At 41.6% G+C, this 25,848-nt stretch carries 25 protein-coding genes; 17 read left to right on the top strand and 8 right to left on the bottom strand.

Annotated features, from left to right (window positions below; translation table 11 throughout):
• Positions 1-11: 11 nt before the first annotated feature.
• The 3 genes from floA to proS all read right to left on the bottom strand — a co-directional run bounded on the left by floA (position 12) and on the right by proS (position 3,122).
• Complete coding sequence (gene floA / locus G9Q97_RS12580) at positions 12-1,025, bottom strand: flotillin-like protein FloA (protein ID WP_166147377.1); 1,014 nt, start codon at positions 1,023-1,025, stop codon at positions 12-14.
• A 3-nt stretch (positions 1,026-1,028) separates the two neighbouring features.
• Positions 1,029-1,490, bottom strand: coding sequence for an NfeD family protein (locus G9Q97_RS12575; RefSeq protein ID WP_166147376.1), 462 nt, complete (start codon positions 1,488-1,490; stop codon positions 1,029-1,031).
• A 150-nt stretch (positions 1,491-1,640) separates the two neighbouring features.
• Positions 1,641-3,122: a proline--tRNA ligase gene (proS, locus tag G9Q97_RS12570; protein WP_166147375.1), complete on the bottom strand. Its 1,482-nt coding sequence runs from the start codon at positions 3,120-3,122 to the stop codon at positions 1,641-1,643.
• A gap of 131 nt (positions 3,123-3,253) precedes the next feature.
• Here proS and G9Q97_RS12565 point away from each other — a divergent pair, with 131 nt between their 5' ends.
• A complete protein-coding gene (locus G9Q97_RS12565) occupies positions 3,254-4,645 on the top strand; it encodes a DUF5320 domain-containing protein (RefSeq protein WP_166147374.1) in 1,392 nt (463 codons plus the stop codon).
• A gap of 245 nt (positions 4,646-4,890) precedes the next feature.
• Positions 4,891-6,360, top strand: a complete 1,470-nt coding sequence (locus G9Q97_RS12560) for an OmpP1/FadL family transporter (protein ID WP_166147373.1) — start codon at positions 4,891-4,893, stop codon at positions 6,358-6,360.
• Here G9Q97_RS12560 and G9Q97_RS12555 read toward each other — a convergent pair.
• From G9Q97_RS12555 to G9Q97_RS12545, 3 genes are read right to left on the bottom strand one after another with little or no spacing between them, the layout of a single operon-like run.
• A complete protein-coding gene (locus G9Q97_RS12555; protein ID WP_166147372.1) occupies positions 6,343-6,879 on the bottom strand; it encodes a shikimate kinase in 537 nt (178 codons plus the stop codon). The two genes, G9Q97_RS12560 and G9Q97_RS12555, sit on opposite strands and share 18 nt — an antisense overlap.
• Positions 6,876-7,982, bottom strand: a complete 1,107-nt coding sequence (locus G9Q97_RS12550) for a BT_3928 family protein (RefSeq protein ID WP_166147371.1) — start codon at positions 7,980-7,982, stop codon at positions 6,876-6,878. The genes G9Q97_RS12555 and G9Q97_RS12550 overlap by 4 nt, the downstream gene beginning before the upstream one ends.
• Positions 7,972-8,520, bottom strand: a complete 549-nt coding sequence (locus G9Q97_RS12545; protein WP_166147369.1) for a DUF1599 domain-containing protein — start codon at positions 8,518-8,520, stop codon at positions 7,972-7,974. The genes G9Q97_RS12550 and G9Q97_RS12545 overlap by 11 nt, the downstream gene beginning before the upstream one ends.
• A gap of 14 nt (positions 8,521-8,534) precedes the next feature.
• Here G9Q97_RS12545 and folP point away from each other — a divergent pair, with 14 nt between their 5' ends.
• Positions 8,535-9,419, top strand: coding sequence for a dihydropteroate synthase (gene folP / locus G9Q97_RS12540; protein WP_166147367.1), 885 nt, complete (start codon positions 8,535-8,537; stop codon positions 9,417-9,419).
• The gene (cdaA, locus tag G9Q97_RS12535; protein WP_166147366.1) at positions 9,416-10,282 is read left to right on the top strand and encodes a diadenylate cyclase CdaA; all 867 of its coding nucleotides are present in this window, start codon (positions 9,416-9,418) and stop codon (positions 10,280-10,282) included. The genes folP and cdaA overlap by 4 nt, the downstream gene beginning before the upstream one ends.
• 198 nt (positions 10,283-10,480) lie before the next feature.
• On the opposite strand, the gene kbl is transcribed toward cdaA, so the two are convergent.
• Entirely contained in the window at positions 10,481-11,677 is a 1,197-nt protein-coding gene (gene kbl, locus G9Q97_RS12530) for a glycine C-acetyltransferase (protein ID WP_166147364.1), read from the bottom strand.
• 132 nt (positions 11,678-11,809) lie between these two features.
• Here kbl and G9Q97_RS12525 point away from each other — a divergent pair, with 132 nt between their 5' ends.
• The 3 genes from G9Q97_RS12525 (at position 11,810) to G9Q97_RS12515 (ending at position 15,227) form a co-directional block, all read left to right on the top strand.
• Positions 11,810-12,763 (top strand): NAD-dependent epimerase/dehydratase family protein, encoded by a 954-nt coding sequence (locus G9Q97_RS12525; protein ID WP_166147362.1) that lies wholly within the window; start codon positions 11,810-11,812, stop codon positions 12,761-12,763.
• 150 nt (positions 12,764-12,913) lie between these two features.
• Entirely contained in the window at positions 12,914-13,396 is a 483-nt protein-coding gene (locus G9Q97_RS12520) for a copper resistance protein NlpE N-terminal domain-containing protein (RefSeq protein ID WP_166147360.1), read from the top strand.
• Between the two features lie 202 nt (positions 13,397-13,598).
• A complete protein-coding gene (locus tag G9Q97_RS12515; RefSeq protein WP_166147359.1) occupies positions 13,599-15,227 on the top strand; it encodes a fascin domain-containing protein in 1,629 nt (542 codons plus the stop codon).
• 220 nt (positions 15,228-15,447) lie between these two features.
• On the opposite strand, the gene G9Q97_RS12510 is transcribed toward G9Q97_RS12515, so the two are convergent.
• On the bottom strand, positions 15,448-16,671 hold the full coding sequence (locus tag G9Q97_RS12510; protein WP_166147357.1) for an agmatine deiminase family protein: 1,224 nt from the start codon (positions 16,669-16,671) through the stop codon (positions 15,448-15,450).
• Between the two features lie 387 nt (positions 16,672-17,058).
• Between G9Q97_RS12510 and xerA the strand changes: the two genes are divergently transcribed.
• The 10 genes from xerA (at position 17,059) to G9Q97_RS12460 (ending at position 25,785) form a co-directional block, all read left to right on the top strand.
• Positions 17,059-18,165: a site-specific tyrosine recombinase/integron integrase gene (gene xerA, locus G9Q97_RS12505; RefSeq protein WP_166147355.1), complete on the top strand. Its 1,107-nt coding sequence runs from the start codon at positions 17,059-17,061 to the stop codon at positions 18,163-18,165.
• Between the two features lie 105 nt (positions 18,166-18,270).
• Positions 18,271-18,966 carry a hypothetical protein gene (locus G9Q97_RS12500; protein ID WP_166147354.1) on the top strand — a complete coding sequence of 232 codons (696 nt, stop codon included), beginning with the start codon at positions 18,271-18,273 and terminating at the stop codon, positions 18,964-18,966.
• 253 nt (positions 18,967-19,219) lie between these two features.
• Positions 19,220-19,681, top strand: a complete 462-nt coding sequence (locus G9Q97_RS12495; protein WP_166147352.1) for a GbsR/MarR family transcriptional regulator — start codon at positions 19,220-19,222, stop codon at positions 19,679-19,681.
• Positions 19,682-19,691: 10 nt separating this feature from the next.
• Positions 19,692-20,201: a DUF6653 family protein gene (locus G9Q97_RS12490; protein WP_166147350.1), complete on the top strand. Its 510-nt coding sequence runs from the start codon at positions 19,692-19,694 to the stop codon at positions 20,199-20,201.
• A gap of 95 nt (positions 20,202-20,296) precedes the next feature.
• Positions 20,297-21,091: a cation transporter gene (locus G9Q97_RS12485; RefSeq protein ID WP_166147349.1), complete on the top strand. Its 795-nt coding sequence runs from the start codon at positions 20,297-20,299 to the stop codon at positions 21,089-21,091.
• 171 nt (positions 21,092-21,262) lie between these two features.
• Positions 21,263-22,999 (top strand): DUF262 domain-containing protein, encoded by a 1,737-nt coding sequence (locus G9Q97_RS12480; RefSeq protein WP_166147347.1) that lies wholly within the window; start codon positions 21,263-21,265, stop codon positions 22,997-22,999.
• Between the two features lie 186 nt (positions 23,000-23,185).
• Entirely contained in the window at positions 23,186-23,752 is a 567-nt protein-coding gene (locus tag G9Q97_RS12475) for a Crp/Fnr family transcriptional regulator (RefSeq protein WP_166147345.1), read from the top strand.
• A 59-nt stretch (positions 23,753-23,811) separates the two neighbouring features.
• Positions 23,812-24,264, top strand: coding sequence for a DoxX family protein (locus tag G9Q97_RS12470; protein WP_166147343.1), 453 nt, complete (start codon positions 23,812-23,814; stop codon positions 24,262-24,264).
• A gap of 134 nt (positions 24,265-24,398) precedes the next feature.
• Positions 24,399-24,932: a dihydrofolate reductase family protein gene (locus G9Q97_RS12465; protein ID WP_166147342.1), complete on the top strand. Its 534-nt coding sequence runs from the start codon at positions 24,399-24,401 to the stop codon at positions 24,930-24,932.
• Between the two features lie 280 nt (positions 24,933-25,212).
• Positions 25,213-25,785: a Crp/Fnr family transcriptional regulator gene (locus G9Q97_RS12460; protein WP_166147340.1), complete on the top strand. Its 573-nt coding sequence runs from the start codon at positions 25,213-25,215 to the stop codon at positions 25,783-25,785.
• Positions 25,786-25,848: the final 63 nt, after the last annotated feature.

Raw genomic sequence — 25,848 nt, 5'->3', positions numbered from 1 at the left:
CCCCCTTTATTTTATTTGTTTTTATCATTACCCTTTGACCGGTCGCTTGATTTGCTTTCATCGGAATTGGCGATGGAATCCCGCATACTGGTATCGGATTTCACATTTTCCATTTTATAATAATCCATGATTCCCAGATTTCCGGATCTGAAAGCTTCGGAAATGGCTTTGGGAACTTCTGCCTCGGCTTCTGTAACCTTTGCCTTCATTTCAACATTCTTGGCTTTCATTTCCTGCTCCAGGGCGACGGCCATTGCTCTTCTTTCCTCTGCCCTGGCTTCTGCTACTTTCAGGTCTGCCGTTGCCTGATCTATCTGCAATTTGGCACCGATATTCGATCCCACATCAATATCGGCAATATCAATGGAAAGAATTTCAAAGGCTGTTCCGGCATCCAGGCCTCTTTCCAAAACAAGCTTGGATATTTTATCCGGGTTTTCGAGGACACTTTTGTGATTTTTGGCCGAACCAATAGAGGTAACAATGCCCTCTCCTACCCGTGCCAGAATTGTTTCTTCTCCGGCACCACCCACCAGTTGGGCAATGTTTGCCCTTACGGTGACCCTGGCCTTGGCAATGAGCTGAATGCCATCTGCTGCAACCGCCGCCACGCTGGGCGTATTGATCACTTTTGGATTAACAGAAATCTGTACAGCCTCAAAAACATCCCTGCCGGCCAGGTCAATGGCGGTTGCTTGTTTAAAGGATAGGGAGATATTCGCCTTGTCCGCTGAAATAAGCGCCCGGATCACATTGGGCACATTACCCCCGGCCAGGTAATGGGTTTCCAGGTCATTGGTGGTCAGGTTGAGACCGGCTTTGGTTGCCGTGATCAGGGAATTGACGATAACCCCGGGTGGCACTTTCCTGATCCGCATACCCACCAGTTCCAACAGGCCAACCTTGACATTGGAAAAAATGGCGGTAATCCAAAGATTTACCGGAACAAAATAAAGGAATATAAAGAGTAAGATCAGCCCGGCAAAAGCTGCAACTAAAATAAACGCCGAATTTGAAATTTCCATGTCTTAAGGTTTAATGATAATTTTATTGTTTGCTATTTTTGATATGGTCACCAGGGTACCTGAAGAGATAAATCCTCCTTCAGATTTGGCCTCATAAATTTTATCTTCAATTTCTATTTTCCCAAAAGGTTTGAAATCCGAAATCGTCTTGCCCTTTTGCCCAATTTCCAATCCTACCAGCCTGTCATCAAAAGTACGGTTGATGATGGTTTGCTTCAATGCGAAACGATCCCAAACTCCAGACTTGAACCCATACACCAAGAAACCAATGTTCAGCAAAATGGTAAGGGTGGTTACGGTGTAAGCTACATTTGCCGAAAAATTCAGAAAGGCATAATAGATACCCATACCGGTAAAGATCAGTCCCAATGCCCCGACTACCGTGGTACCGGGAACGAAAATCACTTCCATCAATACCAGCAAGGCACCAAATACAATCAGACTAAACAAAATTAACCAATCCATAGGATCAAATTTCAGGCTTTAGACAACATCCAAACCTTTTTGTAAATTTACAAGAAATCCTCAAAATAGAAAGCCAAACGAGCGAATCGTCTGGCTTTTCTAATCATACCCTTGCCGGGAATCATTTTCCGGAAATACTTATGTCTTCTTTCAATATGCCCTGGCAAACAACACCCTGCCTTTTGAGGGCTTACCTGAAAGGACACATTCACCATCTTCCTTTACCTGGTCCAATGGAATACAGCGAATGGTAGCTTTGGTCTTTTCCTTGATCTGGTTTTCGGTGGCTTCGGTTCCGTCCCAATGTGCCGATACAAATCCCCCTTTGTTTTCCAATACCTCCACGAATTCCTCCCAGGTATCCACAGCGGTTGTTTTTTCCTGGGTAAATATCCTGGCTTTCTCGTAGATACTTTTTTGGATATCGTCAAGGGTTTCCTTGATTTTGGCAGCAAGGTCTTCCTCTTCCAGGTTCACGACCGATTTGGTAAGGTTGTCCCGGCGGGCCATTTCCACGGTTTTGTTTTGAAGATCTCTGGGACCAATGCCCAGCCTGAGGGGAACACCTTTGAGTTCGTATTCGGCAAATTTCCAACCTGGTTTAAAGGTATCCCTGTCATCAAACTTCACAGTGATGCCCAAGGCATCCAATGCATCCATAATTTCATGGGCTTTTTCACGGATGGCGGCCAGTTCTTCCTCACTTTTAAATATGGGGACGATCACCACCTGAATGGGGGCCAATTTGGGAGGAAGTACCAAACCGTTGTCATCCGAATGAGCCATAATCAGCGCACCCATCAACCGGGTACTCACTCCCCAGGAAGTGCCCCAGACATGGTCCAATTCTCCATTTCTGCCGGCAAATTTTACATCAAATGCCCTGGCGAAATTCTGACCCAGAAAATGGGAGGTTCCCGCTTGTAAGGCCTTGCCATCCTGCATCATGGCCTCTATACAATAGGTGTCCACAGCTCCGGCAAATTTTTCACTTTCGGATTTTACCCCCCGAATTACGGGTAAAGCCATAAAATTCTCTGCAAATTCCGCATACACGTTCATCATGCGTACGGTTTCTTCTATGGCTTCTTTCTTGGTTTCATGGGCAGTGTGGCCTTCCTGCCAAAGAAATTCAGATGTCCTTAAAAACAACCTGGTACGCATTTCCCAACGTACCACATTTGCCCATTGGTTGATCAGTAAAGGCAGGTCGCGGTAGGACTGTATCCAGTTTTTGTAGGTGCTCCAAATGACCGTTTCAGAAGTAGGCCTTACGATAAGTTCCTCCTCCAGTGCTGCTTCAGGGTCCACAATCACACCTTTTCCTGAAGGGTCGGCCTTTAGCCGGTAATGGGTCACTACCGCACACTCTTTTGCAAAGCCTTCTACATGGCTGGCTTCTTTGGAAAGGTAAGATTTGGGAATAAATAAAGGAAAATAGGCATTGGAATGGCCGGTTTTTTTAAACATTCTATCCAGCTCAGCCTGCATTTTTTCCCAAATACTGAACCCATAGGGTTTGATAACCATGCAGCCTCTTACGGCACTGTTTTCGGCCAAATCAGCCCTTTTTACCAATTCATTGTACCACAGGGAATAATCCTCACTTCGTTTTGGTAATCCTTTGCTCATTAGTATTTCTTTGTTGTATTGAAAAAACTCTTTATATTCGGTTCTCGATTGCAACAAAGATAATTTAAAAAATGATAACCCTCTTGCTATGTTCACGTATATAGTAGGGAGAGTAATAAACTAAAATTCCTATGATTAATTTCAATCCCATACGGACCTTAGGTGCAGTAGCGATTTTAGGCTTAGCTGCCTGCAATACCAGCTACAATGCGAGCAGGAGCGGAGAAGAAATCGACAACCTGTACTTCATGGCATCAGATGCCAGGATAGCTACTGAATTTGCGGTAAAAAACAACAATCCTGAAAACTTTAAGGACATAGAACAGATTCAATCCCTTGATACTGATTCTGACAACTTCAGTTCCAAGAATGTTAACCCCGAGTACATAGCAAAGTATCAAAGATCAACTGCTCCGGTAGAAGATGAAGGTACTGTGTATTTTGATGATGCTGAGACAGGAGAAGGCCTGGCTCAGGGAGATCCCAATATCAATGCCTATGATAATTTCAGGGGTGCTAATGGCAACAATCCCGTTGTCAACAATTATTTTATGAACCCCATGATGGGTATGGGATTCAATCCAATGATGATGGGCATGGGAGGATTTTATGATCCTTTCTGGGGTCCTGGTTTCGGAGGAATGGGATTTTACGATCCTTTCTGGGGTCCTGGATTTGGTTTCAGACCTGGATTTAACATGTCTATTGGTATGGGATTCGGTTTTGGAAGCAGATTTGGATGGGGAAGTCCATTCATGAGACCTGGCATGGGTTTTTATGATCCATTCTGGGGACCCGGATTTGGATTCAGACCTGGTTTTGGAGGTCTCTATGGTGGAGGCATGTGGGGTAGGAATATATACTCACCCGTTATTGTACTGCCAGGAGGCAATGAAGGTAACAGAAGACAATTGGTGCAAAGCGCCAGGCCTAGCAGGGCTTCTTCTTTGGCAAGCAGTACCAGCAGGTCAAGGAATATTGCTCAGCCAAGTTCGTCCAGAGCTGCGGCAAGGAGAGATGCAATGAACAGTAGCAGGTCAGTAAATAACAATAACCGATCTGCTTCAACCAGAAACTCTTTCAGCAGGTCACAAAATGATTATTATAACGCTGCTTCTGCAGCGCCTTCAAGAAGGAACATTAATTCTCCTGCAATGAATCGTTCAGGAAACACCTCCTCCAGGAGCAGTTATAATGCGCCAAGCAGGACCAGTTCATATAGTAGAACACAAGCTCCCGCGAGCAGTAATTCCAGGTACAATACCAACCGAAGCAGTAACAGGTCATCTTATACTGCTCCAAGGTCAAATAGTAGAAGTTCTTCTCCTTCCTATAACAGAAGCAGAACCAACAGGACTTCTACCCCAAGTTATCAGCAACGATCTACCACACCAAGCAGAAGTAGTTATTCTGCTCCCTCAAGGTCTTCATCCTCTTACAGTGCGCCAAGCAGAGGCAGCTACAGTGGAGGAGGAGCTTCCCGAGGAGGAGGTAGCGTAGGAGGAAGTAGAAGAGGGAATTAATTCCCTCTTTTTTTACCTCATTATCAAGTTATTTTATTTTTTAACCTTCCCTTTAATTATCCAATCAGCCATTACCAAAACCTAAGTATTTGAACGCTATTTTTACTTCAACTTAAGTTTCTTGTTTTCGTTCAAAATTAAGCGATCAAATCTTGTCGGCTTTAAGGTTGCCTTTTTAAAGCAAATTCGGCAATTATTCAAGCCGCTTGGAATTCAAAACCAACTCAGTATTTAATTCAGATGATATGAAAGGATTAAAATTGATTTTGTCTTTAGCAGTGTTGTCCATCATTCATGTGCAGCATTCAACAGCTCAAAGTGGCTATGTAGAAGATGCCCTCAGATTCAGCCAGTTTGGATCTACAGGTTCAGCAAGAATATCCGCTTTGGGTGGTACCCAAAATGCATTGGGAGGAGATATCAGCAATGTTCATGGCAATCCTGCCGGACTTGGCTTTTTCCAGCAATCCGAGTTCAGTCTTACGGCTGCCTACAGTGACTGGAATGCAGAAACGTTTCTCCTAAACCAATCAAGGGGGTACAATGCCACGAATTTCTCCATTCCAAATCTGGGAGCGGTTATCAGCAGGGCCAAAGCCCCATTGGAAGTTGGAGATTGGAGGGGAGGATCTTTCGGGATCAGCATTAACAGACAGGCCAGCTACAACAATAATTTCGGTTATTTCTCCAATCAGCTGGATCAGGGATCCATTTTGGATTACTATGTTGACCTATACAATGAGCAAGGGGTGCCCAACGGTACAGATGGACTGTATTTTGAAGCCTTTTTGATCAATCCCGAAGATGGCGGATACAATTATGTACCCAATGCCACACTGGCCCTGGAAAAATCAGAAATGATAGAAAACGAGGGCAGCATGAGCCAGATTGGTTTCTCATATGGAGGGAACTATAAAAACAAACTCTTTATCGGAGCCTCTCTTGGCATTAATTCGGTTAATTTCCGCTCTACCAAAACCTACAACGAAGAATTTTTGGACGACAACGACGCAAGTACCTTGTTCAGTTCCTTGCAGGAAAACCTGTTTCTGGAAGGTTCCGGAATAAATCTGGGACTGGGAATCATCTACAAACCTGTAGACCGGCTCAATCTGGGGCTCAATTTCAAGTCCCCTACCTGGAACCGGTTTAATGAGGAGTATGATGCGGATATATTTGCAAACTTTACACCTCCTTACGAGGACCCGGAATTTGGAACCATTTCGGAGTCTGATGCAGAAACGGATATTTTTCTCAGCAGTTACAACCTGAGAACACCAATGAAAGTGGGGGCTGGCTTCACTTATTTCTTCGGAAAGAACGGATTTATTTCCGCTGATGCGGACTTCCTGGATTACAGTACAGCCAACCTGAGATCGAACGTATTCAACACAGGAGAGGATAATGTGGCCATCAGTGATATTTACGGACAAGCCATCAACTACAGTGTAGGCGGCGAATACAGGGTAAAAATGATCCGCATCCGGGCAGGCTACGCTTTTTACGGTGATCCATTCGCAGAGCCAGGCAATCTGGACAGAAGCAACACACAGCTCTCAGGTGGTATTGGGGTGAAATTACCTGGTTTCAGTGTGGATTTTGGCCTGGTCAACAGTATGTTTAATAGTTATTACAATTCTTATCCAGGTTCAAATCTGGCCACCACAGAAAACAACATCCTTTCCGGAATGCTGACTTTAGGGTTTAGTTTTTAAAAAAGGCATCCATTCGGCAATCAATAACTCAGGGGAGATGTCTTCTCCACTGAGTTTTATTTTGGCTTTTTCGTAATACCTGTTGCGCTCTACATACATGTTTTTTAACTTAAGTATGATTTCAGCAGTCTCCAAACCAGAAAATAAAGGTCTGACCTCAATTTGGGTCTGATTAAGTCTGTCCAGAATATGGTTGAGCGGTACGTCCAAATAAACGGAAACAGCATGGGAATTGACCAAGTTCATGTTATCATTATAGCAGGGAGCACCACCCCCGGTAGCCAAAATAAAGGCCTGCTCAAGCAGAAGGGTTTCTCCCAGAACTGAAGTTTCCAGATTCCGGAAATAACCCTCTCCTTTTTCGGAAAAGATTTCGGCAATACTTTTTCCTTCCTTTTCTTCTATCAGGTCGTCAAGGTCATAGAAAGGGCTATTAAGCTTTGCTGCCAATTCCTTACCCAGGGTGGACTTGCCACTTCCCGGCATACCGACCAACACGATTTTTCTGGGATCTGTCATTGTCCAAACAAGCTTTGAGCCGTCTCCGGATCTGGAGTGTTTCTAAAATGAAATTTCCCCAGCACTGTTCCCTCCTCCAAAAATACAAGGCCCGGATTGGAACGGACGATGGTTTTTACCACTGTGGCATCCGCCATGTAATACCCGATCTGTATGCCGTTGTCTTTTAAAAATTGCTCCATCTCAGCCTCTGAGGATGCGGCTACCAGGGCTACCTGCACATCCGATCCCTGAAAAGCATTGATCAGGCCGCTGATTTTCTCCATCTGCTCCAGGGAAAGATCCATCTTTTGAATGCTGTGGGAAAAAATCAATAGCTTTTTGCCGCTTAGCATTTGTTGGGTATGATCACCATTATCGTTCCAAATGGCAAAGTCAGATATTTTAGGGAGTGCTTCCGGGTTCTTTAAATTCATCTCCACAAATTCATAGCTTTCATCCGAAGGATACTGGTCAAATTCCACCGTTTTGCCATCCTTTCGCATCAGGTAGCTGTATTCCAAATTGGCAGAAGGTTCCATAGCACGGGGAATGTTCACTCCCTCCTTAAAAGCCCGGAAATCAATGAAAGGAAGGTTTCTTATGGCATATACCGCAAGCACCAGGGAAAGGACAAAAGAGCCAACAGTCAGCCATTTTCCAATAGCCGTTTTGCCTTCGGGCAGTTGTTTTCTGAATACAACCATAAAGACAATCAGCACCAGAAGCACGATGTCTTTGTAAAAGGATTCCCAGGGTGTTAGTTTGATTGCGTCTCCGAAACAACCACAGTCGGTCACTTTGTTATAATAGGCGGAATAAAAGGTGAGAAAGGTAAAAAACAGGATCATCAATAGCAATAGATAAATCCCGGTCCTCACTTTCCAGCCTACCAGGACCATAATCCCCAATGCCACCTCCAGGATTACCAAAATCACTGCAATGGGAAGTGCTATGGCTTTCAGTGGCTCAAATATGGGGGATATATCCGTGGAAAATACATCAAAATACTCCTGCATCTTGATGGATGTTCCTACCGGATCATTCACTTTGATCAGCCCGGAAAAAACAAACAGTCCCCCGACAAGGAGCCTGGCAATGAACAATATGGTTTTAATGATCATTTTCATTTAATTTAATCATACAAAAAACGGCATAGTTAAGCATGTCCTGATAATTGGCAACCACCCCCTCGGATACCAGGGTTTTTCCCCTGTTGTCCTCAATTTGTTTCACCCTGTACAGCTTCATCAAAATGATATCCGTCATGGATGGGATCCGCATACTCCTCCAGGCTTCTCCGTAATCATGGTTTTTATTGGCCAGCAATTCTCTGGTAGCGTTTACCCATTTGTCATACAGTGGCTCCAGTTCTTCAAAACTAATTTCCTTTCTATTGTCGTCTTTCAAATCCAGCTGAAGCAAAGCGATGATACAATAATTGATAATGCCGATAAATTCATCCCTGATGCTGTCTGTGACCTTTTGCTGTCCTTTTTCCTGAATGGAACGGATGCGCTGGGCCTTGATAAAAATCTGGTCTGTAAGGGAAGGCAGCCTTAAAATCCTCCAAGAGGTACCATAATCCTGAGTCTTCTTCTTGAAAAGTTCTTTACAAAGGCCAATAACTTCATTATATTCGCTTGCGGTTTGTGTTTCCAAAGCAATGGAATTTTATGTTTGACGATTTACGTTCGGTTTCTAATGCCGAAGATACTTTATTTCCCCCAAAAATAACACTTCAGATCAAAGGAAAGCTATTCGCTTTGGACCAGCCCTGGATCATGGGCATCATCAACAGTACACCGGATTCCTTTTATGGAGGCAGCAGAATCGCCGGAGAAAAAAAAGCCGCATTGGAAAAAGCGGAAACCATGATATCCCAGGGAGCCCATATTTTAGATATCGGGGGGTACAGCAGCAGACCCGGTGCGGACTTTGTTCCCGAAGAAACAGAACTAAAAAGGGTAATTTCCGTTATCAGTGGTATAAAGGAAAGGTTTCCCGACATCCTGATTTCTATTGATACTTTTAGACACAGGGTAGCGAAAGAAGCTGTTGCTGCAGGTGCAGACCTGATCAATGACATTTCAGGAGGTAGCCTGGATGCACAAATGCATGCTACTGCAGGTAGTTTGGGCGTACCTTATGTTTGCATGCACATGATAGGGCAGCCCCAAAACATGCAGGCTTTTACAGCTTACGATCATTTGGAAAAAGAAATGTTGTATTTTTTTTCAGAAAAACTAAGAAACTGTTATAAAGCTGGCATAAAAGATGTAATAGTGGACATAGGGTTGGGATTTTCAAAAAAACTGGAACAGAATTACAGGCTTATACGGCATCTGCCCTATTTTAAAACCCTGCAATTGCCCATTTTGGTGGGACTGTCACGTAAATCAATGATTTACAGATTATTGAAAACCAATCCGGAGGAAGCCCTCAATGGAACCACCGCCCTTCATATGGCTGCACTGATGAATGGGGCCAGTATTTTAAGGGTGCACGATGTAAAAGAAGCAAATGAAACTTTAAAATTATATAAACAACTCTACACTTGAAATTACTCTTTAAAATAGGCTTTTTGGACGTTTCCCTTGTCAACCTGATAGACATTGCTCTGGTAAGTATTTTGATCTATCAGGTTTACAAACTCATGCGCGGGAGTGTGGCCATAAAGATATTTTTAGGGTTTCTTTCCATATACCTGATTTACCTGGTAGTGAGTGCCGCCCAGATGGAGCTGCTGACCATCATCCTGGGACAGTTTATGGGAGTAGGTGTATTGGCGGCCATTATCCTTTTTCAGCAGGAAATCAGGAAATTCCTTCTCATTGTGGGGAAATCTTCCATATTTTCCAATGAAAATCTCTGGCAGGAATTGCTATTCTGGAGAAAAAGAGAAAGTCTGGCTTTCAATGTCACCCCAATCATAGAGGCCTCCAAAACGCTGTCAGGTAGTAGCACGGGTGCCCTGATCGTGCTTTCCCGAAACTCTGAATTGAAGTTTTATGCCGAAAGCGGAGACCTGATAGACGCCCTGGTCTCCAAAAGACTTTTGGTTTCTATATTCAACAAATACTCCCCCCTCCACGATGGCGGGGTCATCATTTTTAATGGGCGGGTAAAAGCCGCCAGATGTATCCTTCCGGTCACCGAGCGCGACGTACCTGCCCAATTCGGGCTGAGACACCGGGCAGCGATAGGCATGTCCGAAGCCACCGATTCATTGGTATTGATTGTATCCGAAGAAACCGGACAGGTTTCCCTGGCAAAAAATGGCAAAATCCTGCATAACCTTTCCTTTCAGGAAGTGCGGGAAATCATCAATAACTACCTGACGGGAGAAGAGATTGACGAAAAATTTGAGCCGGTCAGCCGATCAGGAAAACCTCAGGATTTCAAAAAACCTACCGAGGTGTAGTGCTTAAATTTTCCAATTTAACTTTTCCAAGTTTCTAAACTTTGTAGTTACCGGTGATTTTCAGTATTGCGTAAAAAATCCCCCTTTTTCCCCCTTTATAAAGGGGGATTTTGGTTGCGATCGATTTGAAAATCTAGGCTTAACTTTTCCAAAGTTCTAAACTTTGGAAAAGTTTAAAGTTGCCAATTCGAAAACCAATCAACTGATCACACCCAATTCCTTGCCCACTTCGGTAAAGGCATTGATGGCTTTTTGCAGGTGTTCTTTTTCGTGGGCCGCCGAGAGTTGTACCCGGATCCTCGCCTCCCCTTTCGGGACCACCGGATAATAAAAACCAATGACGTAAATGCCTTTTTCCAGTAATTTCTCAGCCATTTGCTGTGCCAGGGGAGCCTCGTACAGCATGATGGGCACAATCGGGTGGGTACCCTCCTTGATATCAAAGCCAGCGTCCCGGATTCCTTCCCTGAAAAAACGCGTGTTTTCTTCCAGCCGATCCCGAAGTTCCGTAGTCTCCGACAGCAAATCAAACACGGCTATGGATGCGCCTGTTATGGCTGGTGCCAGGGTATTGGAAAACAGGTAAGGCCGGGATTTTTGTCGCAGGAGCTCCACAATTTCCTTTCTTCCTGATGTAAAGCCACCAGAGGCTCCTCCCAGGGCCTTTCCAAGTGTACCGGTAATGATGTCCATCTTGCCCATCACGCCCTTCAGTTCGTGTACACCCCTTCCGGTTTTACCCATAAATCCTGTGGAATGGCATTCATCCGACATCACCAGGGCCTGGTATTTTTCGCCCAATTCCACTATTTTATCCAGTTGAGCGATGGTGCCGTCCATGGAAAACACCCCATCCGTCACGATCAGTTTGTGCCGCGCGCCTTTTTCATCTGCAGCCCTGAGCTGTGCTTCCAGGTCTTGCATATCGTTGTGGCGGTACCGGAAACGCATGGCTTTGCAAAGCCTGACCCCGTCAATGATGGAGGCATGGTTTAGCGCATCAGAAATAATGGCATCTTCGGGTCCGAGAATCGGTTCGAACACTCCCCCATTCGCATCAAATGCAGCAGCATACAAAATGGTATCCTCCGTACCTAAAAATGCGGAAATTTTCTCCTCCAGTATTTTGTGTATGTCCTGCGTGCCACAAATAAACCTTACCGAGGAGAGGCCGAAACCGTGGCTGTCGATTGCAGCTTTGGCCGCTTCGATAACTTTGGGATGGCTGGATAGCCCCAGGTAGTTGTTGGCGCAAAAATTCAAAACAGGCCTGCCATCTTTCAACAGGATTTCGGCATCTTGAGGGGAATGGATGATGCGTTCTGTCTTGTAAAGCCCTGCGGCTTTAAGATTTTTGATTTCTTCCTGCAATTGCGCCTGAATGCTGCCAAACATGGATTTTAAAGTTTTGTTTTGAAGATGGAGGTTCTAAGCGATGAATTTACAATTTTTAAAGAAAAATGACACAGGATTGTCATAAAATTCTGAAATTGGACCTCAAAATAGCGCAGATCAAAATAAACCCGCATGGATAAACTATTGGTAACCGGTGCCGCCGGTCAGTTGGGCACAGAATTGACCCAGAAACTTTGTGAAGTGTATGGCCCGGATGCTGTATTGGCAACCGATATCAACCCGGAAGCAGCCGGCAAATTTCCCTACTGCCGCTTTGCGGTACTGGATGTATTGAACAGGGAGCAGGTCAGGCAGTTTCTCAAAAAGGAAAAAACCACCCAGGTATACCATCTGGCTGCCACTCTTTCTGCCACAGCTGAGCAAAAGCCCCTTTTTGCCTGGAAATTGAACATGGACAGTTTGCTGCAACTGTTGGAATTGGGCAGGGAATTTAAGCTGGACAAAATATTCTGGCCTTCTTCCATTGCTGTCTTTGGGCCCCGCAGCCCAAAGAAAAATACTTCTCAGTATGCCGTAAAAGAACCCAACACCGTTTATGGCATTTCTAAGCTGGCGGGAGAACGCTGGTGTGAGTATTACTACAAGCATTTTGGTGTGGATGTGCGGAGCCTGAGGTATCCGGGATTGATCGGATACAAGTCTCCTCCAGGAGGGGGAACCACCGATTATGCAGTGGATATCTTTCACCAGGCACTGGCAGGCAAATCTTTTTGTTCCTACCTGGAAAAGGATACCCGCCTGCCCATGATGTACATGCCGGATGCCATCAAAGCCACAATGGCCCTGATGCAAGCGCCGAAGGAAAAGCTGGGTGTCAGGTCCAGTTACAATCTTGCTGCACTGAGTTTTACCCCTGAAGAATTATACCAGGGTATCCTGCAGCATGTACCCGGTTTCAGCATCAGTTATGCACCGGATTACCGACAGGAAATAGCGGCAGGATGGCCCCAAAGCATCAATGACCGGCAGGCAAGAGAGGATTGGCATTGGGAGCCGGATTACGACTTACCGGCCATGATTGAAAATATGCTGGAGGAATTGCCTAAATTACTGGAAAATAAATAAACCGATTATGAAATCGAGCCTGCCTGAGGCAGACAGGCATGACGATAACATCACACAGTGGGATGATTATAAACCATGCCATGCGAGATTCCCCGTCCGACTGGCGTCATACGGGCGGACATGTGGCCACTTAAAAACAATTAAAAGCATATGAAATACTGGATACCCATTATCCTATTGGTCTTTTCCTGCGATGCCCCTACAGAGGAGAGCCGGTACAGCGGAGAAGACATGGAAGAGGCAGACAGCAGGGAAGAAATTGTATTGGAAAGCAGTGCTTCTACCTGGATGTATTACGAAGGCCTGCTCCCTTGTGCGGACTGTGAAGGAATTCGCACGCAACTCAAACTGGAAAACAGCCCGGAAAAAAGGGAAAGGTCCTATGAACTGACCGAAACTTATCTGGGCACTGAAGAAGGCGACCGGGAATTTGTAAGTTCGGGACTATACGAAGTGGTATATGGCCTGGAAGGTGAACCAGGCGCTATGGCCATCCGCCTGCTGGATGACAGCAGCAAGGCAATAAAAAGTTTCCGGCAGGACAAGGAAGGCAAACTGCATTTGCTGGATAGGGAAGAAAAAGCTATTGCTTCGGAATTGAATTATACCCTGGAGGTGGTGGAGCCTAAGTAATAGGCCAAATCCCTGGAAAGGGTTGGGCTGAAAAGAAAAGGGCTGAATGCCAAAACAAGAAATTGGAGGCAGGGGATTTGAATTTTTCGAAAAATTCAATTTGGTTTTTTTCCTCCTATTCAAAATATTTTTTTAATTCAGGTGAATTGGTTAGATTAGAATATGTTTTTTCCCCTACAATCTAACTTGAAAACCAATTGTCATGAATTCACCACAAAATGCGGATGCCAGACTCATTTTTAACAAAAGATTTCAATGGAAACTCGCTGCCGCGGATGCTGGAACTGCTCAGCAACAAGCCTTTCCGCTTCAACTTGAAGGAAGCGCCGGGCCTGAGGAAAACCAGAAATTTAAATTGGAAATTGTGGACCAGACCGGATCCTTTGCGCTGAAAACGGCAGGCAACTTTTATGTGGGAGTAAGCAGCAATTCCCGGCCCGGAGAGATCGGTCGTGTAGGCAAGCTGACAGAAGAGGTGACTTTAGTTGAAGACCCGGGTGAAACCCATATCAGTATTCATTTTTTAGAAAGAAATGTAATTTGCTTAAGGAGTAAGGACGGCAGGTACATTTCGGTTACAAATAGCGGGGGGATGCCAGCTCCGGCAGGAGCAGAGAAATGGACTTTTACCACAGATGCCAGAGAAATTGGTGAAAACAATATTTTCAGATTTCTGATCCCTGTACATGAACGGCGCAGACGATCTTACATGCTCAATACGGATGGGGTAAAGCAAACACACGATTTGTTGCAGCCATTACTTTCCTCCCCTATCGTCCGTGAATTGGGCGCAGCAATGGCCGGAAAGAATTTTATAAATGCTAAAAATGCCCAATTACTTACAGAAATCGTAAACAGACCCGAGATAAAAGCGCTCAAGGACGAAAGGAACCCGGTATATCCAAGACCGGTTCCTGCGCAGGGAAGTAACAGGCGCACCCGTTCTGAAGAAATACCTCCTCCGACCTCTATTTCACTAAATTTTGGTGGAGGTGGCGGATTGATCCTTGCAGGTAGTTTTGTCCAAAGCATAACTTTTGACCTGAACGAAAACAAGCCAAACGCCGGAGTAGCCATATACACTGGATCTTCAAGTTTGGGAGCATCTGTAGGCATGGACCTGGGCGGATCTTCAGGTGCTTCAGTGTCCATAAACTGGTTCGAAGCCAAGGATGCCGGAGGCTGGTTCTGGGGAGGAGAATTAGATGTAGTCGGAATAGTTGGGATAAATGTGTCCTTCGTATTTACATTTTCAGGCCCCTCCTTTACGGTTGGTGTAGCGGGCGGCTACGATCTTGGATTATCGATCTCAGGTGGATACACATTTCTGGAGGGTTCTGGCCTCTATTCATTGAGTGGCGTACCCACCATAAGTGCGCCTGTTGATCGAAGGAAAGCCGTACGCATACTCAACAATAGCCAGAAGGCAACTTATCTAAGCCATCAGGAGGAAACGATTTTTCAAATCGGTGTCCCCTACCCGACGGGACTTTGGGGATCGTTTTATGTCTTCAAATTTGCGGAAACAGGTACCGTACCCGTCTACGAATACATTATGGACACCCGGGATATCCACGGACAGACCGTACCCATTTATTACTATTCGACCAGCAAAACGACTCCTCAAAATTTCAAAACACCTGACAAACCAAAATTCTACGTATTCCCAAATGAAATTCCGGGAAAGACCCGACCGATCCATTTGTTTACGAAAAGACTGGGCAACGGGCTTCTCCTGTACTGGTACACTCCCATAAGTTTTCCCAACAGGGATGGTGACATGCCTCCCGGTTTTGAATATAATCATGTTGCCTTTCACGCTTACATTTAAAGCTTTACAATTGCCTTCTAAACCATTAACACGGAAAAATGCTTGTGCATGCTTTGATCGGTGCTCAGGTGGACGTCGCCCATAAAGGAAGAATCAAACATACCCTTGCTTTTTAGGAAGGACGATGTACAAGCAAGTCACAAAAGAAACAATTTGGATGATGCTGCGTAATTCAAAATACCGGTTTAACCCAAAAATCTTTTGAGACCATTATAAATCTTTAGCCTGAATTTGGTTTTTTTTTGACTTTGGGTTGATGCATGGTGATACAGTGCAGCCCACCTCCACTGTAGTTCAGTTCGGTGGCTTGCATCATCACCACTCTTCTGCTTTTAAAAACTTCCTGAAAAGCCTTTCTGGCCTGTTCATCTTTTTGCCGGATTAAATCAGGATCTCCCGCATTGTAATAGGCGGGAATCACCACTAAATTATTGGTTAATACAAAATTCAAATAGCTGGTAACGGGGGTATAATAAATCGGCTGGCCCTTGTATTGTCCCTGATCAAAAATGATAGGTGCCTGGGGTATCCTGATGATCTTAAAAGGCTTTCCATCCTGATCCCTGGCATCCTTGAGGATTTGATAGCTTTCTTCCAACCTTTCATGCACCACCCGGTAGAAAGGATCCAACGAAAGATCTGCCGGGTCTACCTGCGCCAGCAGGATGGTTTGAGCATCGGCAAACCGGCAGAATTCATCCACATGCCAATGAACGCCATTGCCATAAATATTGTCGATCACGGGTCCATGATCAAACAAATCGTCCTGCGGAATACCCCTTTTGAGCCAGATGACATTTTTTTGGTTCAGCCGTTGCTTGTATTCTTTCTCAATCTCTTCCAGGCTAAGACCCGGGTTGATGTATTTTTCATGCCCTTCGATCAAAATGATGGTTCCCCGCCCATTGATCTCCCGACCTCCACCGGCGCTGAACAAGCTACTTTTCAAAAAAGGGATCTGCATTTTTGTAGCATACTGTTCGCTGAAAAGATTGTATTCCAGGTTTTCTTCATGGGGATAATGAAACGTCACCATTTCCTGCTGTCCCTGCTCATCCTGCAGGAGTATGGGTCCATAATCCCTGATCCAGATATTGTCGTTCTCCAAGTCAAAGGAGGTAAAAGTAAGGTTGTCTGTATTGATTTGCCGCTGTTGAAATAAATCTTGCAGTGATTCTACATCGTGATTGCGCTGATTGTAGAATAAAGTGACATGATCGTTCCTGGATATTTCCTCAATAAGTCTGAGGGAAATTTCCTGGAATTGTGGGCTCCAGCAGATGTAGGTACTCTCCTGCGGGTCAAATTCCGCAGCAGGACCAGCCGAGCGAGTTTTTTCAGCATCCTGCTGGCAAGCATTGACAAATAAAAAGATGCAGGACAAGCCTACAAACAGACAGGTGCGCAAACCTTGCGTCGCTGTCAATCCGGCCGTGATTTTCATTTTCAGGCCAGGGATAGAAATTTAATCATACACATATCCAAAACCGATCTATTAAAGCACTAGTAAGTTACAATAAGATTCTGATAAAAATCTGAATTTTATGAAAGCCCCGGAGAAAAAACCTATGTTCCGGATAAAAAATGATCAGATAATGCTCTTTGTAGGCAGGCAGCCTTTCTCCTAAGGGACATGATTTGGCAAGGTCATGTTTCGAATAGTGCCTGGGCAGGAGGCTGTGTCAGGTTAGCGTGGCCCCGCTTGTACAACCATCGAGGGAATTGTTGCCAGTGGACGTATGCTTCCAGGTACTGCTTGCCTGCATTTCAACTGATTTTTATTTTATAGTTTAATATATTCCACTATCTTGTTTTTAAATTTTTTAAACAAATGAAAACCATAGTGTTAAAAAACGCTGTTTTTGAGGGATTGCCGGTCATCTGCCTGGAATTTCCCTATGATTTTGCTTTAAAGGAGCTGGTAAAGACCTACCCGGAATGCCAGTGGTCCAGAAAGCACAAGGCCTGGTGGGTGCCTTACAGGGATGAGCAATTGGACGAGCTGGTTCAATTTTTCCGGGGTAAGGTCTGGCTGGATTATTCCCAACTTAAAAAAATCGACATTGCGAGGGAATTTCCTAATACCATCAAACTGGATGTTAAAACAGAAACAGAAATACAAATTTTTATAGAATGGATGAGGAATAAGCGCTATGCAGAAAGCACCATCAAAACCTATTCAGGAGCATTGATATTATTTTTTAGTTTTTTAGACAACAAAGAGATAAGCGAAATAGAGAATGAAGATCTCGCCTATTTCACCACCCACTACATTATCCGGAAGGGTTTTTCTGCGAGTTATCAAAGTCAGTTCATCAATGCTGTCAAGCTGTATTTCAGCATCAGGCAACATAAGAAACTAAATCTTGAGATTATAGACAGGCCTAAGAAACCTAAATTGTTGCCAAATGTATTGGCTAAGGAAGAAATAAAAAGGATTTTGCGTGCTCACAAAAACCTGAAGCACCGAACCATGCTGTCGCTGATTTATGCCTGTGGACTAAGGAGAAGTGAATTATTGAATTTAAAAATCACTGATGTGGATTCCAACAGAGGCTTACTCATCGTTCGACAGTCCAAGGGTAAAAAGGACCGGGTGGTACCTTTATCGGCAAAAACCGTAGATTTGTTGAGAGAGTATTACAAATTTGAGCAACCAATGGTTTATTTATTTGAAGGAAAAAAGTCAGGCTCCAGGTACAGTGAGGGAAGCTTGCAAAAAGTATTAAAGTCTGCAATAGCAAAAATTGGGATTAAAAAACCGGTTACCTTACATTGGCTTAGACATAGTTATGCTACTCACTTGCTGGAAAACGGCACCGATCTTCGGTATATCCAAGAGATTCTCGGCCACAGGAGTAGCAGGACGACCGAAATCTATACACACGTAACCGACAACAGTATCAGGAGAATCAAATCCCCCTTCGATGACCTATAATAAAAGTAAATAAAGGTATACAGATCTAACAAGGGATTGTTAGATATATACACCTTTGGTAAACAGATATACAAGTTAGGTGCAAGCTAAAATGAAAACCCATCTATGAAGCACATTCTTTTCCTGATGATAACATTATGCGCGATAATGGTCTGTTCATGTCAGACCAAGAGCAATCAGAGTAGACAAGAATGTACCGTTTACGATTTTGGAGAAAAGAAGTACTTATGTTGCGATTCCTTCGACAAATCAGGAAATCTGATTTCAACCGGTTCGTTTACTACAAAAGAGTTTGAGTTTGACAAAGACTCACTTGTTAAAGACACCTTACCAATTCACCAACATAACTTTTACGATAGCACAGGAAGGTTAAAGGAAATCTTGAAATATGGGTTTGTACGCAAAAAGAGTGATGGTAAAATTGGCAGTTGGGACACCGAACCTCAACAAAGAATTATCTTTACAGAAACTGGTGACACAAACTACACTTCCAGCTTCTATTATCGATATACAATAGACACCGTGGGAGATTCAATTAACCATTCCATTTACGTTCACGCCAAGGAAAACAACGCTTATTTTCTTGACTACTACTTCACTGAAGCGCAGGACAGCTTAATCACCCTCCTAGACACAACAAAGGGTCTGTTTACGATCACGCGTGGTATCAACGAACAACAACCGTTTATAGGCAGATTAAGCACTAGCAAGATTGTAAATGGAAAACTTCAACATAAGTATGACCTCTCGATGTTCATTCTTGGGTCTGAAAGAACAAAAAAGAAAAAAGCCTGCACCTAACATAGCCTAAGAAAACATGCTCCGTGAACGGTAAACATTCACATATTATCTTTCAAACCAAATTCATCTTGGCGATGAAGTTTACGGTTTGAAAGCCGCACGTTTCTTAGCCAGAACCGTTGTGTGTCATAACCATACTACAAACATTCTACGATTAGTCTCACGCATCATTTCAATATACTTTGAAAAATATATTCATTTAGTTCACTAATTACTGAACTTTATATACTTTTGTCATATTAATAATAGTTAAATGACAGAGAAAGAGAATTATATTGAACAAGTAGGATTGTTTTACGAACAATATGGACTTCCTAAAATGGCTGGACGTATTTTAGGCTATCTAATTTCATCAGACTCCGACAATAATTCATTTGAAGACATACAAAAGTCATTAAAGGCCAGTAAAGGGTCGATCAGCGGAAACATAAACCTATTACTTAAACAAGGAATGATTGTGAAACATATGATATCCGGAGATAGAAAATCCTATTACAAGATGTCATTAAATAGTCTTGAAAGTATTTTAGACTCAAAAGTGAACTCGGTGACTCAATTCAAAATGATCCTTGAAACAGGACTTTCATTCGACTTGAATGATAACAGTCTAAAGAAAAAAAACCTAACTAAGATTTTGAATTATTATGAATTTTTAGAAAATGAAATTCCATTGTTGAGAAATAAATGGGAAGAAAAAGCAAACAATCAAATGTAACAATAAGATTATGACATTAGAAAGAAAAGTGGCTAAGGCCTTTAATTTGACACATGAAAACTGGATGAAACATTCAAATCCTTGGAGCGTATGGACTAGATACTCCGTTTTGCCACTAATAGTTTTCGCATTTTGGAGCAGAATTTGGATTGGATGGTGGTGTTTAATTCCAGGTTTGTTATCGCTTCTTTGGATGTTTTTCAATCCTGTATTTTTCAATCCTCCAAGATCTACGAAAAATTGGGCGTCAAAGTCTGTTATGGGGGAAAGGGTCTTCTTAAATAGAGATAATATCCCTATTCCTGAAATTCATGACAAGCCTATCCACAAAATATTAAATCTTGTCTCTTCATCAGGGATGGCATTATCTATTTGGGCAACAGTTGAATATTCAATATGGGGAGCGTGCTTTGGAATCGCATTGGCTTATTTAGGAAAAAGCTGGTATTTAGACAGAATGGTTTGGCTCTATGAAGATATGAAAAACAAAAATGAAGAATATAAAAGTTGGAACTATTGATAAAAACGACACACAACAAAAGCTATAGTGCATGCCCTGCGGGACACGCACCATAGCCAAACCGTTGTAGCCAATGCAAAAAAACGAAAACGTGAATGGAAAAAACAACATTTGAAATTACCAAGATGGACTGTCCTTCGGAAGAAAACCTAATCCGAATGAAATTGGATGGAATTTCAAGTATCAAAAATTTAGACTTTGACATTTCCAACAGAAGACTAACCATTTTCCACAGCGGACAAATTGACCAAATCGAAAAATCAATTCTCGAACTGAATTTAGGCGGACAAAAACTAACAACTGAGAAAACTGACCAAACAGAGTTTAAAGAGAATTCAAATCAGAAAAAACTTCTTTGGACAGTTCTTGTCATCAACTTTGCTTTTTTCGTAATCGAAATGACGACTGGACTTATTTCCAAATCAATGGGACTGGTTGCCGACAGCTTGGATATGCTTGCCGACTCGTTCGTTTATGGAATTAGTCTTTTTGCAGTTGGAGGAACCCTAGTAAGAAAAAAACGGATTGCAAAAATTGCAGGATATTTTCAGATTACTCTTGCGGTTATTGGATTTGCAGAAGTATTAAGACGATTTTTCGGAGCGGAAAGACTTCCCGATTTTACAACAATGATTTTCGTTTCAATTTTAGCATTAATTGCAAACGGAATTTGCTTGTATTTACTTCAAAAATCAAAAAGCAAAGAAGAGGCTCATATGAAAGCAAGTATGATTTTCACCTCAAATGACGTAATTATCAATTTAGGGGTTATTACAGCTGGACTTTTGGTCAATTGGCTAAATTCAAATAAACCTGACCTGATTATTGGAACAATAGTTTTCGTTTTGGTAATTCAAGGAGCAGTACGAATATTAAAACTTGGAAAATAAAGAAAGCACTGGCTACAACATCGGCTAAGAAAACATACGGGCTGACGAGTTAAAATGAAAAGCAATGCATAAAATAAACTTGGTTCTCGGTTGACAGATACGTGTTCCAAAACCCGCACGTTTCTTAGCCATAACCGTTGGCATTCATTATAAAAACGACACGAATAAAATATGGACTTTTACAGGAAAACAACTTTAGGACTTTTTGATAGCTCACAAAAATCATTTGAAATACCAGTATATCAAAGAGCTTACTCTTGGGAGAAAGACCAGTGGCAAACTTTTCTTAACGACTTGTTGGAACAAATTGAAGGAGAGAATAACTACTTCTATGGAAATATCCTTTTAGAAACTGTCAAGAAAGATGTTAAGTATGAAATTATTGACGGACAACAGAGATTAACCACTTTGACCATTTTCATACGCTCAATTCTGAACGTATTGAAAAAGCGAGAAAAAGAGCTCGAAGATTTCGACTTTCAAACTAAAGAAAACATATTCCTTAAAAACGGTGGGAATATAAAATTGCGCCCAGTCGAATATGATAGGGCTTGCTTTGATTCATTAATTATTGACAATCAAAAGAAATTTGAAACAAATACTCCTTCGCAAGTAAGAATAAAAGAGGCAAAAACCTTTTTTGTCACGGAATTGGAAAGGTTGAACACAGATATTTTGCTACGAGTTCTTACAAAAATTGAAACGACTGACCTAACAATTATCGAACTAGAGGGAAAAAAGGATTCTGCGTTAATGTTTGAATTGGAGAATAACAGAGGTAAAGATTTGACAAATATGGAAAAAATCAAATCTTACTTTATGTATCAAATGTACGTTTACAGCGACCCTGAACAAACAGAATCAAATATTGAAAATGTATCAAATATTTTCAAGCTGATTTATTTAATAATCAATGATTTTAAAAAACTTAACGAAGATAGTGTACTAATCTATCACAATAACGCTTATATCAAAGGCTATAATTACAGGACATTAGAAGATGTTAAAGAAGTTTTTAAGAAATCAGAAGACAAGATAGATTGGATTAAAAAATACATTTCTGAGCTTCATACTTCCTTCTCAAATATGAAAAAGTTTGAAAACTCAGATAATTTTTATGCAAAAAAACTTTCTAAAATAAATGCCCCTGCCTTTATCTCCCCTTTTGTAATTAGAGGATATAAATACTTTGGAGATGATAGCACGAAACTGAATACACTGTTTAACATACTTGAAGTTTTAACCTTTCGTGCAAGATTGATAAATAGCAGAGCCAATATTCAAGAGCGTTTAAATTCAATTCTTCTCAATTTTAAAGGGGATTTAATAAACCTAAAACAAGAGATTAAAAGCAAATTGAATGAATCTTGGTATTGGAGCGACACAAACACAAAAAACTATCTGAATGGTGGAATGTATGGAAACAAGGTTTTGAACTATTTGCTTTGGGAGTATGAAAATTCAATTCAGAATAAAGGGTATAGTATTAAAAACTTTAGCCTAGAGAATGAACAAATAGAGCATATTTCACCGCAAACACCAACAGATGGAGAGCCAATAGCAACAGGATACGACCTGAACGAAGACCGTGAGTATTCTGAAGATTTCGTATCAAAGTACTTAAACAGCTTGGGGAATTTAATGTTAATATCAGGCTCACATAATGCTTCAATTGGAAATAAGGCATTTAAAGATAAACTTGACTCATACAAAGCAAATCCTCTTTTAAATCAACAAGCGGAGGTTAAAGATTTTGCAACTTCTGAAAATGAAGCAGTTTTTTGGAAAACAGAGTCAATCGAAAAACGACATAAGAGAATAGTAGATTTTGCAATCCAAAAATGGAGTTTTGATAAAGTCGAAACAACATATTTAGAAACGGAATTAATTGAGGGCGAAAAAAAATAACGAAATGCCAACAATGTATATAAAAAATAGGCGAAACAGTAATGAAACCAAGGGGTTGGGTTTGCATTTGCATCAAACTTGGTACTTAACCGAAAGTTCTGTGCTTCGAAATCGCCTACTTTTCATATACAAACCGTTGGCGATCATTATTCTGAATCTTTGGTTTTAATGGCATCTACATGTTAAATGGAACAAATCAGAAAACATTTTGATAAAATAGTTAGGCAAACCGATAAAGACTGGGAGGTATTCTCTTCCAGACTTACCCGAAGGGCGTTTCCCAAGAAAACCACATTGTTGAAAGTGGGCGAAAAGGAAAACCACCTCTCGTTCATTCAAGAAGGAGCAATTCGATTTTGCATTCCAAAAGAATTTGACGACCTGACTTTCGGTTTTGTTTTTGCTGATAATTTTGTGAGCGCATATGATTCTTTTTTGACGCAAACCCCATCAACTTACCAATTAGAAACCCTAACCGATACGATACTTTGGAGTTTGACGTATCAGGATTTACAAAAAATTTATGATGAAACTGAGGTGGGAGATAAAATTGGGCGGTTTGCAAGTGAAAACCTCTATCTGAAAAAGGCAAAACGTGAATTGTCATTGCTAAATGAAACAGCCGAACAGCGTTACCTCAAATTATTTACGGAACAACCCCATTTGATACAACAAATTCCACTCAAATATATTGCTTCCTATATTGGCATTACACCTCAAGCGCTAAGTAGAATTCGGAAGCGGATTTCTTAACCCAGGTTCATTGCATGACACTCGTATTTGCCTGAGTTTTGTAAAAAAACAAAAAGGCTATGAAACCATTATTTATCCTACTGATCGTTTTTACGATTACTGTTTTCGTTATAAAGTTCTTGACACATCATTACAATCTACCATTAGCTGGCCGAATTGCCATGTGTGTAATGCTCATTTTTACAGCTATTGGACATTTTGCATTTACTAAAGGCATGGAAATGATGATCCCTGATTTTATCCCATTCAAAACTGAAGTGGTATACCTAACCGGCCTTATGGAAATTATTTTAGGAATTGGATTACTCTTTCCCAGTACAAGAGTCTACTCAGCATGGATTTTGATAATTTTCTTTATGCTCATACTTCCGGCTAACATAAAGGCTGCCATTGAGAATATTGACATTCAAAAAGCAAGTTTTGATGGCCCTGGTCTAAGTTATCTTTGGTTTAGAATTCCTATGCAAATACTCTTAATTATCTGGGTCTATATTTCAACCATCCGAATTTGAAAATGGCTGATCTAAAATATTTTTTAAAGTACAATTAATTACTGTCTAAAATGAAAAATGATTCTTAAGAACCTATTGTAAAAAGGCAATTTAACCAATTTTTTAACCTTGTAGAAACATTAAAATTAAAACAAATGCGAAAAATATCACTCTTCATTGCATCAAGTTTGGACGGCTACATTGCAAAGCCTAATAACGACCTCAATTTCTTGAAACTTGTAGAAAAGGAAGGTGAAGACTATGGTTATGCAAAATTTACAGACACAATAGACACCTTGATTATTGGTAGAAAAACCTATGACTACGTGCTTAAAGAAATCGGTTCATCTCATTACGACAATGGACAAAGGGACGTTTATGTCGTTACTAGAACTCAAAGACCGCAAGTTGGCAGGACAACCTTTTATACTGGAAGCTTAAACGATTTGGTTAAACAATTAAAATCAGAAAACGGAAAAAATATTTATTGTGACGGTGGTGCGGAAATAATAAACGAACTTTTAAAAAATGACTTGGTTGATGAGTTTATTATTTCTATCGTTCCTATATTATTAGGTAATGGAACAAGTCTATTTAAAGATGGACGACCTGAACTACTACTTGAATTTGTGACTGCAAAAACATTTGATACAGGATTAATACAGTTGCATTACAAACGAAAAAAATAAACAACGAATCGCCAACATTGTATAAACGTAAATGCGGGCAAAAATGCTTAATTCAAACAAATCTTATTAATTAACATATTGGCAAACTGAAAGCAAAGTGATTCTAATCCCGCACTACGCTTATACTTGACCGTTCCAACACAAATGGCTCATAAAATATCCGTTCAGGACAGGGAGCGTACGGCTCCCTAAGTCCCCGCCGGATCCAAGCTGAATCCAGTTACCAAACCTTGTCGGAAGATAAGAAAAGAGCTACCTAAAAGACAGAAAAATGCAAATCATGAAAGACAAAATTTTACAATACCTTTCAAAATATACTGTGATTACCAAAGAATTGGAGAAGGCTATTGCTGAAAGCACCTTTATCCAATGTTTCACAAAAGGGGACATTCTGCTCAAGGAAGGAAGTACTTCCAATGAGTGCTACTTTATCATTAAAGGATGCATAAGAAGTTACTACCTTAAAGATGGTGACGAAAAAACCATTGAGTTCTACACAGAAGATGAGGCTGTTATTCCTTTAAACTATGATACGATTATCCCATCAGGTCATTATCTGGAATGTGTAGAAGAAACAATCGTAAGTGTTGGCAACCCTGAGCTGGAAAGTGAAACATTTCAAAAATTCCCGGAATTAGGGATGCTATCCAGGATTATTGGTCAGAAAATAATGGCTCAGCAACAAGAATCATTTGCTGATTATAAAATGTCCACTCCGGAAGAACGATATTTAAACCTGGTAAAACGAAGGCCAGATTTAATCCAAAGAGTTCCACAACACCAAATAGCCAGTTACTTAAGTGTTAAACCAGAGTCACTTAGCCGAATTAAAAGAAGGCTTATGAACAAATAATTTATTTCTTAACTAAAGTCAATGCGTTGAAAATTAGACCATTCTATTTTTGTGATATATATA

The sequence above is a fragment of the Cyclobacterium plantarum genome (genome assembly GCF_011290685.1).
GTDB classification, from domain to species: domain Bacteria; phylum Bacteroidota; class Bacteroidia; order Cytophagales; family Cyclobacteriaceae; genus Cyclobacterium; species Cyclobacterium plantarum.
Note: the sequence above shows the minus strand (reverse complement) of the source record. Positions and strands in the feature narration are given on the sequence as shown.

Excerpts from the sequence above, each read along its gene's own strand:
- G9Q97_RS12550 (WP_166147371.1), bottom strand. The coding sequence starts at position 7,982 with ATGATCATTAAAACCATATTGTTCATTGCCAGGCTCCTTGTCGGGGGA.
- G9Q97_RS12565 (WP_166147374.1), top strand. The coding sequence starts at position 3,254 with ATGATTAATTTCAATCCCATACGGACCTTAGGTGCAGTAGCGATTTTA.
- xerA (WP_166147355.1), top strand. The coding sequence starts at position 17,059 with ATGAAAACCATAGTGTTAAAAAACGCTGTTTTTGAGGGATTGCCGGTC.
- G9Q97_RS12515 (WP_166147359.1), top strand. The coding sequence starts at position 13,599 with ATGAATTCACCACAAAATGCGGATGCCAGACTCATTTTTAACAAAAGA.
- G9Q97_RS12510 (WP_166147357.1), bottom strand. The coding sequence starts at position 16,671 with ATGAAAATCACGGCCGGATTGACAGCGACGCAAGGTTTGCGCACCTGT.
- folP (WP_166147367.1), top strand. The coding sequence starts at position 8,535 with ATGTTTGACGATTTACGTTCGGTTTCTAATGCCGAAGATACTTTATTT.
- G9Q97_RS12500 (WP_166147354.1), top strand. The coding sequence starts at position 18,271 with ATGAAGCACATTCTTTTCCTGATGATAACATTATGCGCGATAATGGTC.
- kbl (WP_166147364.1), bottom strand. The coding sequence starts at position 11,677 with ATGTTTGGCAGCATTCAGGCGCAATTGCAGGAAGAAATCAAAAATCTT.
- G9Q97_RS12475 (WP_166147345.1), top strand. The coding sequence starts at position 23,186 with ATGGAACAAATCAGAAAACATTTTGATAAAATAGTTAGGCAAACCGAT.
- G9Q97_RS12490 (WP_166147350.1), top strand. The coding sequence starts at position 19,692 with ATGACATTAGAAAGAAAAGTGGCTAAGGCCTTTAATTTGACACATGAA.
- G9Q97_RS12485 (WP_166147349.1), top strand. The coding sequence starts at position 20,297 with ATGGAAAAAACAACATTTGAAATTACCAAGATGGACTGTCCTTCGGAA.
- G9Q97_RS12470 (WP_166147343.1), top strand. The coding sequence starts at position 23,812 with ATGAAACCATTATTTATCCTACTGATCGTTTTTACGATTACTGTTTTC.
- G9Q97_RS12555 (WP_166147372.1), bottom strand. The coding sequence starts at position 6,879 with ATGACAGATCCCAGAAAAATCGTGTTGGTCGGTATGCCGGGAAGTGGC.
- G9Q97_RS12480 (WP_166147347.1), top strand. The coding sequence starts at position 21,263 with ATGGACTTTTACAGGAAAACAACTTTAGGACTTTTTGATAGCTCACAA.
- G9Q97_RS12575 (WP_166147376.1), bottom strand. The coding sequence starts at position 1,490 with ATGGATTGGTTAATTTTGTTTAGTCTGATTGTATTTGGTGCCTTGCTG.
- G9Q97_RS12465 (WP_166147342.1), top strand. The coding sequence starts at position 24,399 with ATGCGAAAAATATCACTCTTCATTGCATCAAGTTTGGACGGCTACATT.
- G9Q97_RS12525 (WP_166147362.1), top strand. The coding sequence starts at position 11,810 with ATGGATAAACTATTGGTAACCGGTGCCGCCGGTCAGTTGGGCACAGAA.
- proS (WP_166147375.1), bottom strand. The coding sequence starts at position 3,122 with ATGAGCAAAGGATTACCAAAACGAAGTGAGGATTATTCCCTGTGGTAC.
- G9Q97_RS12495 (WP_166147352.1), top strand. The coding sequence starts at position 19,220 with ATGACAGAGAAAGAGAATTATATTGAACAAGTAGGATTGTTTTACGAA.
- G9Q97_RS12560 (WP_166147373.1), top strand. The coding sequence starts at position 4,891 with ATGAAAGGATTAAAATTGATTTTGTCTTTAGCAGTGTTGTCCATCATT.
- floA (WP_166147377.1), bottom strand. The coding sequence starts at position 1,025 with ATGGAAATTTCAAATTCGGCGTTTATTTTAGTTGCAGCTTTTGCCGGG.
- G9Q97_RS12520 (WP_166147360.1), top strand. The coding sequence starts at position 12,914 with ATGAAATACTGGATACCCATTATCCTATTGGTCTTTTCCTGCGATGCC.
- G9Q97_RS12460 (WP_166147340.1), top strand. The coding sequence starts at position 25,213 with ATGAAAGACAAAATTTTACAATACCTTTCAAAATATACTGTGATTACC.